This window comes from Flavobacterium taihuense, from assembly GCF_019351435.1.
In the GTDB taxonomy this organism is placed as follows: domain Bacteria; phylum Bacteroidota; class Bacteroidia; order Flavobacteriales; family Flavobacteriaceae; genus Flavobacterium; species Flavobacterium taihuense.
The window spans coordinates 249,197-259,392 of record NZ_JAHWYN010000007.1 but is presented as its reverse complement, the minus strand read 5'-3'; the positions used below and the strand labels follow the sequence as shown (position 1 = coordinate 259,392).

At 32.9% G+C, this 10,196-nt stretch carries 6 protein-coding genes; all 6 read right to left on the bottom strand.

Going from position 1 to position 10,196, the window contains the following annotated elements; all coding sequences use genetic code 11:
* Window positions 1–202 precede the first annotated feature (202 nt).
* On the bottom strand, window positions 203–1,057 hold the full coding sequence (locus tag KZH69_RS10410; RefSeq protein ID WP_219317376.1) for a hypothetical protein: 855 nt from the start codon (window positions 1,055–1,057) through the stop codon (window positions 203–205).
* 334 nt (window positions 1,058–1,391) lie between these two features.
* A complete protein-coding gene (locus tag KZH69_RS10405) occupies window positions 1,392–2,756 on the bottom strand; it encodes a DUF4302 domain-containing protein (protein WP_219317375.1) in 1,365 nt (454 codons plus the stop codon).
* Between the two features lie 38 nt (window positions 2,757–2,794).
* Complete coding sequence (locus tag KZH69_RS10400) at window positions 2,795–3,658, bottom strand: zinc-binding metallopeptidase (RefSeq protein WP_219317374.1); 864 nt, start codon at window positions 3,656–3,658, stop codon at window positions 2,795–2,797.
* A gap of 18 nt (window positions 3,659–3,676) precedes the next feature.
* Window positions 3,677–5,152: a RagB/SusD family nutrient uptake outer membrane protein gene (locus KZH69_RS10395; protein ID WP_219317373.1), complete on the bottom strand. Its 1,476-nt coding sequence runs from the start codon at window positions 5,150–5,152 to the stop codon at window positions 3,677–3,679.
* 10 nt (window positions 5,153–5,162) lie between these two features.
* The gene (locus KZH69_RS10390) at window positions 5,163–8,891 is read right to left on the bottom strand and encodes a SusC/RagA family TonB-linked outer membrane protein (protein ID WP_219317372.1); all 3,729 of its coding nucleotides are present in this window, start codon (window positions 8,889–8,891) and stop codon (window positions 5,163–5,165) included.
* A gap of 148 nt (window positions 8,892–9,039) precedes the next feature.
* Complete coding sequence (locus tag KZH69_RS10385) at window positions 9,040–10,155, bottom strand: FecR family protein (RefSeq protein WP_219317371.1); 1,116 nt, start codon at window positions 10,153–10,155, stop codon at window positions 9,040–9,042.
* Window positions 10,156–10,196: the final 41 nt, after the last annotated feature.

The window sequence follows — 10,196 nt, the reverse complement described above, 5'->3', positions numbered from 1 at the left end:
AATCATAACTATGTAATTTTAAAAATAGCAAAAAAGTTATTTCCAAAAAATATTTTTGAGCTTTTTAAATTAGCTCAAATATTTTTCAGAATAACTTTTCAACTTACACACTTAGTGAGACACTACCGTCTATAAATAGGAAATAAGATTTATTGGCGTAATATATTTCTTCATCATATTATAAAAAAAATTCTTTTTATTGTTAATCAACTCTTCCGACATATTTACCATTAGAGTCTGTTGTCCAACAACTATCCACTGCTGCCCTCATATCAGTGCAATGTAACGTTAATTCTCCAGTTAATGGTGGCACACCAATTGTATATGCTACTAGACATTCTGTATAATCTTCCTGTGCTCTGTTCTGACAATTTACTTTTGTATACATACAACCTGCTGCAGCGGCTAAGCCTGGCCACAGCCCTGCAGCCGCAACAATAACAGCACCTACTGCACATCCACTAAAATCTTGATTACATCTCGTCCAATCTCTATTAAGAAGCCTTCCGCACTTAGAGTTAGGAACAACTTGTCCTATATTTGGTAATGGCGTATTCCAAATATAAGTGCTTTTGGTTAGGTCAATACTTGCATTTAGTAGTTTGATTCGTGTTTCTATAGGTAAACTATAAAAGCTTGGATTTTTAGAAATAAAATCTTGTTGTGCTATGACCATAGTCTTCAGTAGATCAATAACTTCTTGACTATTTGCTATTCCCGCCTTCTCAAATGCAAATCTTAGATCATTTTCGTTTTTTGCTGCATTCACCAATTGAATAGCTTCATTATTAAATCCTACATAATTATTTTTGTTTAATGCAGTTTCTATACTTTCGACATTTGCGAAAGTTTGTTGTGAAAATGAATTTACATTCTTGGTATCATAAGTCGAAATAACAAATTTTGATTTATCTAAAATTTCATTTTTGCCTGATTCTTTTTTAGCTTCAGCATTTCCTGATTTATTTATCGTTTCAACTTCAGTAGTAGAACAGGAATAAAAAATTATCATAATCAATACTGTTATAAAGCCATGCAGGTAAATTTTCAGTTTCATTTGACTGAAAGGCAAATTAGAGATGTTTTTTGTTTTTTTTATAATTATGTTTTAATTAGTAATAATACTACAAATACAAAAAATAATTAAAAGAATAATCTTAAAAATATAAGTTTATTTAATGTTTCTTATGAAAAATTACGATTATTTTTAATTTGTATAAAAAAAGCAGTTCAAAATTGAACTGCTTTTTTATCAAAAAATTAATTAAGTCGCCAAGTAGTCATTCTTAATGGAATTGACAAGCTTGAAAACGTATAGACATAGGAATTTATGCAAATTAGCATACTTTCAGTTATGATTAATTTTTTCATAGATTTATTTAGATTGTAATTTATTGAAAAGGATAAACAGTCATTCTAAAGTTACTGTTGACACCTGTAAAAGTATACGCTGGATAAGGAAGTCCGCCTTGTTCGATAAAATACAAACCTTGTGGATTCATTAATTGGTCATCTAACTCTTTTAAGAAAACAGGAGCTGTGATTGACGGAGCAGTCGAAAGAGTACTTGTTTTCCATTGTAATGGATTTAAAATAATTACTTTCTTTTGAGCATCTTCTGTTACAGTAAAATAATGATAATATCTTGCAATAGTAGCTCCAGAAGCATTTCCAAAACGATACTCGATATAATTACTGCCATTAGCATTATTAAACCATGGCTGAATTCTAGTTAATTGGGCTCCTGTAGGTAAGCTAGCGTTTAGATCATTTAATGTAGTTTTGAATAACAGTGAATTAGTCGAAGCAGTATTGGTTAAGTTGTAAATGTATGCGTATACATTATTTGGATTTCCTGCTAATAACATCTTATAATCATCGGTTAACATTAAAGGGCTATCACTATATTTTATTGTTGCAGTAACATTATTTGTGCCTGTCGCAGTAAAAGCCCCAGTTGCATCATCGTATATAAAGTTGGTTAGTTTTTGATTGCCAACTTTTACAGCGGGATCAACTATAATACCAGTAGGAGTATAAGCAATACCCATATTATAACTCATACTTGATCCAGATTCTACTGAATTTGCAGTAGCAAATCGTGTAATATCAGAAAAATTAAAATCAAATTGATGGATTGTAGTACCATCGTTTGTTTCCAATAATCTAAAAAGTGGTCGAGTAGGTGCTCCAATTACATTGGCTATCATATCAATGTTTTTTGGAAGGTCTGCCCAATCTTGCGCCGTCGCTTTTACAAAATGAAGTTCAATAAAAGCTCTATTGGTTTTAAAAATGATTTCCCCATTTTCCTGACCATAATACAAAAATTGAAAGTCTCCTTTGTACCCTTTTCCTTCTAAAGCATCTGTAGGATAGTTATCTGAATCGGATAGTAGGTGAATCCTGTTTTTTGTTGTGAACACAAGACTCACAGTACTCCCTAGTTGAATTTGATATTCACTATTAGATGTTGCGGTATCACTGTCAAAATCGGAAGCCATGTCGACTAACCCGCCATTTTTGAATTTAAAGAGATGGGTATAGCCTCCTAATTGAGTATTGTCTGTAAAATAAACAGCTTTCCAACCAAATTCAGATGATAGTAGCAAATCATTGAGTTCTTTTTGTCTAGCTTGCAAGCGCTGGGTCGGAGTTTGATCGAATTTGGAATCCTCATCGTTATTGTTGCAAGAGCCTACACCTATTGTTAAAAAGGCAACTAGCAGGTAGTTGATTATATTTTTTAATTTCATGGTTATATTTTTTGTTTCGTTTATAAGTATACTACCTCTTAATTACCTGCAATAACATCCGCAGTGTTTTTCTCAGCTTCTGCTCTTAATTTGTAGAAGTCGATGTTAAAAGCTTCTTTGAAGTATTTAACAACTAAGGCTTCTTTGGCTCTAATGTCAGATTGTGCTTTCGGATTCGTTATTCCAGCAATAATAGCTTCGTATTCGTCTTTTGAGTTTACTAACATCATAGAAGCCATTTCTGCAAAATCTTCGATGATATTTGATTTTGCATAAGCGGTAATAAAGCCTTCTTCGTTTGCTTCAGCATCTTTAGTCTCATACCAGTTGGCAGTGTATCCTGTAGGTGTTATTTTGGCAAATGATTTTTCGTCAAAAGGTTTATGTTGGTTTAGAATGTGAATGTATTCGTGCTGAATGGTATGTATGAACTGTTTTACACTTTCTCTATCTGTTTTGTCTACATAATCCGTTTCAAACAAAGTAATTCTTTGTCCTCCTTCTGCTTCTCCTAACGTTTTTGTTCCAGTAGAATTAAGATTCACACCTCCTACAAGAACCAATTGTCTTGGAGCAATTAATTTAACAAATTTACTTCCGCCAATAGTGGTATAGGTATTGAGCCAAATGCGTTGCACTATTTCTAAAGCAGGTTTTATTTTAGTCTGTGTAGGCGGGTATAAATAACGATTTCCATCTACTAGATTTTGATTCCACTTGTAAAGTACTTCGATGTTGTAGGGAGTTAAGTAAATTTGCCCAATCCAGACATCTAGCTCTGACTGTTGTGGTTTTGTAGTATCTAATATACTAGCAGTTAAGCTTTCTTCGCTGGAGCAAGCACTTAATAATACTAATGTGGAAATTAGTAATGCTTTTTTATATAGTTGTATAAATTTCATGTGTTGATTTTTTTTAAATTAACGTGGATTTTTTTCTATTCCTCTATCAATGGCGTGAGATGGGATTTGCAATTCTCTACGTTTGTCATCTTTTGCTAGTATATTGTCAGGCATATTATAGGTTTGATGAATGACTTCCAAGTTAAATCGTTTGATGTCTATCCATCTTAACCCTTCGTGCAAGAAGTCTCTTCTTCGGGTTTCTGCAATTGCTTTTATATAAGAGGCTTGCAATGGAGTCAAGTTATAAAAAGGAGTGTATTCATTATCAATTACAGGATAACGATCCACTATTGCTTGCTCAGTCAGTACATCGGTTGCGGGATCATATTCTTTGGTACGCGTTGCTAAGAAATAGTCTAATTCGCTTATTGCTAGTGATAATTGGTTTGACATCACATGAGCTTCAATTCTATTTAAGAAAAATTCATCATTACTGATTAATACATTTGCATTGTATGGGTTTCCAATTCCTGCATTTGCATTGGTTATTTTAAAATACTCGTAAAATTTAGGAATAACTTGATTTATTCCACCATTAGAAGATAAGGGTCTGTATAACCAAGCTTTGTTAAATAAATTGGTTGCCGATCCTAATATTTTACTTTGGTCCGCTCCAGTAAATGCAAATCTATTTACCCATAGATTTCTATATGTAATAGAGGCTGTAGAAACAATCAATAAATTAGTATTTTCTCCTTCGGATGCATATTTTATCATTCCGGAAGTATAATCAACATTTAAGTAGGATTGATAATCACGAAGGTCTGTAGGGTTTGAACCTAAACTTTCAGATAATGCTATTACTTTGTTCCAGTCTCCTTTTATCAAATAAAAACGACTGGCAAACGCCTTGGCCGCATTGGGGGTAAAATGAAATTTTGGATTTTTATAATTATTACCAACGTATTTTAAACCTTCTTCAATGTCTTTTTCTATAAAAGCAAAATCTTCGGCTACCGTATTTCGTTTGTAGTCTTTTAATAATACATCTTCTGGTGTCAATATATAAGGAATTCCTAAATCGGTTGAAGCAGTTGCCGGATTATAGCGTTTGGACCAAAGTGTTGTAAGCATAAAATGGGAATAAGCACGAGCCATTAAAGCTTCTCCTTTTTGCGGATTTAATTCTTTGGGATCTCCAAGTTTGTATATAGCGTCTAGTGCTTGATTGGCATGCGCTATGGCATTGTAACAGGCATCCCAGTAAAATGATGGGCTATCGTCTTCAATGCTTTCCGGTACTTCCCAATTGTAATTTTGGGTATTTTCAACAGTAGTCATGGGTAAATTTCCGCTATCAAAAACATTATCGGTCATGGTTTCTGTAAATTCCATGTAGGAGGCTGCAGGATAGGCATTAACCAAAAGTTCTGAAATTTTTTCAGGTGAATCTATCTGAGTTCTATTGTCTGGTGTTTCTGAAAGGAAATCATTACAACTAGTTAGACTTAATAGTATAATAAAGGGTAGTATTTTTGTTAATTTTCTCATTGTTTTAGTATTATAAAGATAAATTAATTACGAATGAATATTGACTAGTTATAGGAAGTGAAACTCCACCCGATCTGTAAAATTCAGGATCTTCTCCATGAAGTTTAGCATCGGAATAAATTAGAAAAGGATTCGTAGTTACTAATTTAAGTGTGAAAATAGAAAGACCTAGGTTTTTCTTTAAATCTTTAGGGAATTCAAAAGCAAGCGAAATGTTTTTCATCCTTACAAATGAGCCATCTGCCACTCGTACATCTGAATAGTTGTAAGCATTATAAGCTTTTGATAAATCTCCACCAACTTGTGCGTAATTAGAAATCAACGTTTTATCAGCAATAACAGGAATGTTTGTGTATGCTTCATCACCAGGATTTATCCAACGGTTTGTGAAATCTTTTGTAAAAACAGTAAGGTCATTATACCCATTTGAATTTGAAGTGTTTACCGAGTATGCTGGGTGTAAACGTACTTTATTTCCTCCAGACGCTACAATAAATACATTTAAAGACCAGTTTTTGTAAGTAAATGTATTGGATAAACCAGCTGATTTATTAGGTTCAATTGCTCCTTCGTATTTCAAATAGTTGGTTATTTTTTCGGTATCTTGAAAATTAGCACCTGTTATATTGTCTTTCCCTTCTGGCATTACAAATGTTGGTAAACCTTGATTGTTTAGACCTGTAAATTGGTAGGAATACAATCCGTTTCTTGGGTTTCCAACTACATTTCCACCATTTCCATCAACTAAATTTAATACATTTGGAGTGTTCTGTAATTTTGTGATTTCCTGTTTGTATATAGCGAAGTTAAAGGTAGTTGACCATTTAAAGTTGCCGTATACAAAATTTTGGGTAGTAAGTCCAAATTCAAAACCTTTGGTATTCATGTCGGCATTATTTCCTTGTTTTATTTTTTGGCCACCTATTCCTGAAGTCACGACATAATCGACTAGATCAAAAGCTTTTCGGCTGTATACATCTGTAGTTAATTGAATTCGGTTATTAAAAAGACCTAAATCTAATCCAATATTGGTTTCAAATTGTTTTTCCCAAGTTAAATCAGAATTTTGCAATTGATCAATATCTAGGAACGTTTCTCTATCGCCAAGATCTAATCGATCAGTGATTTTACTTTTGTATATTGCCAGAGAGTTGGTTGCAGGGCCAGCAGTAGCGGTAAGACCATACGATCCACGCAAGCTCAAATTACTGATGTTATCCAATTCTTTCATAAAATTTTCCTCCTTGATATTCCATTTACCACTCAAAGTATAGGTAGGTAACCAACGAGAAGAAGTGCTGTTTCCTTGTCTATTGGATCCATCATAACGACCAGTTAGTGAACCTGTATATCTACGATCATAAGTATATCCTACTTTTCCGAATAGTCCTACTGTTCTTTCTCTCTCTTCGTTAAAACCAAAATAAGAATTACCTTCAAGAATTAGTTTTTCTATAATACGAGGATCTGTAAAGGCTGTTAATCCTCTGTTGTATTGTAAACCATAAGCTGTGAAATTATCACTTGATCGGTCAACAGATCTAATTTCAGTTCCAAAAAAACCTTCTAACTCATGAGTAGTATTGAACGTTCTTTTGTAGTTTAAACTGTTTCTAACATTGTAAGAGGTCATGTCATTTGTTTTTTTACGCATCATTCCACCTCTTGGTAATACAGCTACTTTTGGAGCAGTCAAATCATTCGGGTCTTGATATAAAAAAATATTTTGATCTCTTACAACTGTTGTTTCCATCGCATTATAAGCTCCAGTAATATTAGAATTTTCTAGAATATTATGCTCTATACTCGTATTGGCATAGCGTGCAGCTGTTGTTAAATTATAAGTTAAATGAGGAGTTATTTTGTAATCTAATCCAGCTTGTAAACTAATATCTTTTACTTTTAATTCCATAAAATTGTTATCCAACTCGTTTATGATATTAATTGGGGCCCAATTGTTTCTGTAGTATTCTAAATTTCCATTTTCATCATAAGGACGCAATGTTCTATTAGTATTCAATACATAACTAAAAGGATTAATGTCAAAATCTCTAGTAGTACTTCCTCTATATTCGTCTTTCTGACTATCATAACTGCCAGGAGCTCCTTGGTCCCTTACAGAAGCTTGGGTAGAAAAGTTTACGTTTAATTTGTCATTTACAAAGAAAGTAGCTTTGATATTTGAAGTTAATCGTTTTACATTGTCAGCTAAAGTCCAACCTGGATCATTGTAGTATCCCAAAGAAGCATAATAAGTACTGTTTTTTCCTCCTCCAGAAAAACTAAGGGAGTGATTTTGGGTAATCGAAGGCTTGAATAAAACTTTGAACCAGTCGGTGTTTGCTAATTCATATTTCTGTAAAAAAGCATTTCTGTCTTCTGGAGTGTTGTTTACACCAAATGCTCCAGCTGTAGTGTCATAAGTATTTATAGCATTTGCCATAACATTGTATACACCTCCATAACGCCCGGAAATTGAAGTTGGCATGTCCAAAAAGCCTTTTTGTTCTAACTCTTTTAGAATACTCATTGTTTCTTGAGAGTTTAATATATCATATTGATTGTAGCTGGGAACAGTTCTCATTGTTTGTTCCAATGAATAAGTAACATTTAATGGAGCTTCTCTTTTACCTTGTTTAGTAGTAACAACTACAACACCATTCATAGATCTTGATCCGTATATGGAAGTTGCAGATGCATCTTTTAAAATTTCAATACTCAAAATGTCATTTGCATTTAACCCTGCTACGGCAGAACTTAATAAAGTTTCGGCATTTCCTGAGGTTAAATCTGAAAATGTAAAATTTACTATATCTTCTTGTACAATTCCATCAATAACCCATAATGGTTTGGTGTCACCAAAAATAGAAGAGGATCCACGCACCGTAATTTTGGGTGCAGTTCCAAATGAACCTGTTACGTTTTGTACAGTAACCCCAGCGGCTTTTCCTTCAATCATTCTACTGACATCAATGACTCCTTCTATTTTTAAATCTTTTTCTGATATTTTACTTACAGCTCCCGTAAAAGTTCTTTTAGAAGTTTTTTCGTACCCTGTAGTGATAACCACTTCTCTTAGTTTTTGTCCTATTTCATTCAAAATAATAGTCATTGGAGTATTTTGAATTTCTACCTCTTGTGTCTCCATCCCTACATAGGAAATAATTAGTTTTGTGCTATTAAGTGGCATGTCTATACTGAAACTTCCATCAAAATCTGTTAAGACAAGAACTTTGCTTCCTTTAGCCATTACAGTGGCTCCGGACAATGGATTTCCTTTCTCATCTAATACTCTCCCTTTAACCTTTATGATTTCCATTAAGTTTTCCAGTAAAGAAGTTTGGTTTATTATTGGTGTAAACCCCTTTTCGGTTCTATTTTTCTTTTGTAATATAATTTGATTACTTACTTCAGAATAAGAAATATTAAAAGGTTTCAAAACTCGATTTAAAATACTTGATAAAGCTTCTTCGTTTGCATCGATGCTTACTTTTTGATTGAGTTGTGTAATTCTCGAATTATATGAAAATTTAACGTGTGCAGATTTCTGAAGTTTTGACAAAGCATCGTCCAGTGATAAATTCGAAACTACAATAGTTACCTTAGTATCTAGTTTCTTTTGACCATTCACACTGTTTGCCATTGTAACAGTTGAAAAGACAAATGCTAAGACCAGCTGGAATAATGTTATTTTCATGATTCGAAAGAGTAATCGTTGTTTTACAACAGGTTTTTTCATAATTTTGGTTTTGTTTTAATGAATATTTAATTAAAGGGTATTTTAAGAAACACTACAAATTTCACTTTACAGAGTGCAATTTGATTTTATTAGAGCGTCGAGTGTGTTACAGCATATTCGGCGCTTTTTTTATAAAGAGAAATTAGGGTTAATTACAGCCATTTGAAGTTATGATAATTTGATTTCCGTTCATTTCATAATTAGTATTGTTGCCAATACTTTTACAAATGATTTTTAGTTTTTCGGGTAATGGCTGATCATTTAATGAGGTTGTTAGATGGCAATTTTTTAATTTATCTAAAGGGAAATCAATATTAACCAGATAAGCTTGTTCAATAGTTTTGAAAATCTGTTCGACAGGTATGTCTGTGAATTCAAAGCTTAATTGTTCAATATTACCTTGGGTATGATCAAAAGATTCATCTTGAGTGATATCAGTAATTTTATTGAATGTTAGATTCTGTCTTGTAAATCGAAGTGCCTGATTAGGCAGTAATATTATTTCTTTTTCTTTTGAATTTGTTATGGACGGATTAGGTTTAACTCTAACCTTACCAGTTCGAACAATTACTTCAACATTTGGTAAATCGGCGTATGCTTTTATTCTAAAACTCGTTCCAACAACTTTGGTTACAATTTCATTAGCATATACAAAAAAAGGTTTTTTTGGATTTTTGCTAATTTCAAAAAAAGCTTCTCCTGAGAGGTATACTTTTCTAGTGTTTCCGGTGAATATTTTGGGGTAACTCAGCTTGCTATTTGGTTTTAGAAGAACAGAACTACCATCAGACAACGTTATTATTTGTGGTTTGTATGAATGATTTGTTTGCTCCACAAGATCAGTGTAATCATCCTTTATGATTTCATTATAAGTGGACTCCGAATTGTTGAAAACAAAATGATTATTGTAAAACCAATTGGATAAAAAGCCAAACACGAATACTGCGGCAACCGCTTTCAACCAATTTTTTTGCCATAATTCTATCGTAGATCTTTTTGCTTCGGCTGATGATTTTTCTTTTTTATTGATTTTTTCCCAAGTGGATTCTAATCCGCCTTGGATAACTTCAGATGGAATCTCTTCATGGTGTACGGACATCGCCAATAGCCATAATCTGGAATTTTCGACCAATTTGGCACGATCGGGATTTTCTAAAGTCCATTCTTCCCAACCTTGATTATCTACTTTTGATCGTACCCATAACTGGAATGAGACATCGGCCAAAAAATCTTCTATTTCTGTATAATTATTGCGTTCTTGCATAAAAAAATTAGCTTACAAAAACATAGAGGACAGTTTCTTTA

Excerpts from the sequence above, each read along its gene's own strand:
- KZH69_RS10410 (WP_219317376.1), bottom strand. The coding sequence starts at position 1,057 with ATGAAACTGAAAATTTACCTGCATGGCTTTATAACAGTATTGATTATG.
- KZH69_RS10405 (WP_219317375.1), bottom strand. The coding sequence starts at position 2,756 with ATGAAATTAAAAAATATAATCAACTACCTGCTAGTTGCCTTTTTAACA.
- KZH69_RS10400 (WP_219317374.1), bottom strand. The coding sequence starts at position 3,658 with ATGAAATTTATACAACTATATAAAAAAGCATTACTAATTTCCACATTA.
- KZH69_RS10395 (WP_219317373.1), bottom strand. The coding sequence starts at position 5,152 with ATGAGAAAATTAACAAAAATACTACCCTTTATTATACTATTAAGTCTA.
- KZH69_RS10390 (WP_219317372.1), bottom strand. The coding sequence starts at position 8,891 with ATGAAAAAACCTGTTGTAAAACAACGATTACTCTTTCGAATCATGAAA.
- KZH69_RS10385 (WP_219317371.1), bottom strand. The coding sequence starts at position 10,155 with ATGCAAGAACGCAATAATTATACAGAAATAGAAGATTTTTTGGCCGAT.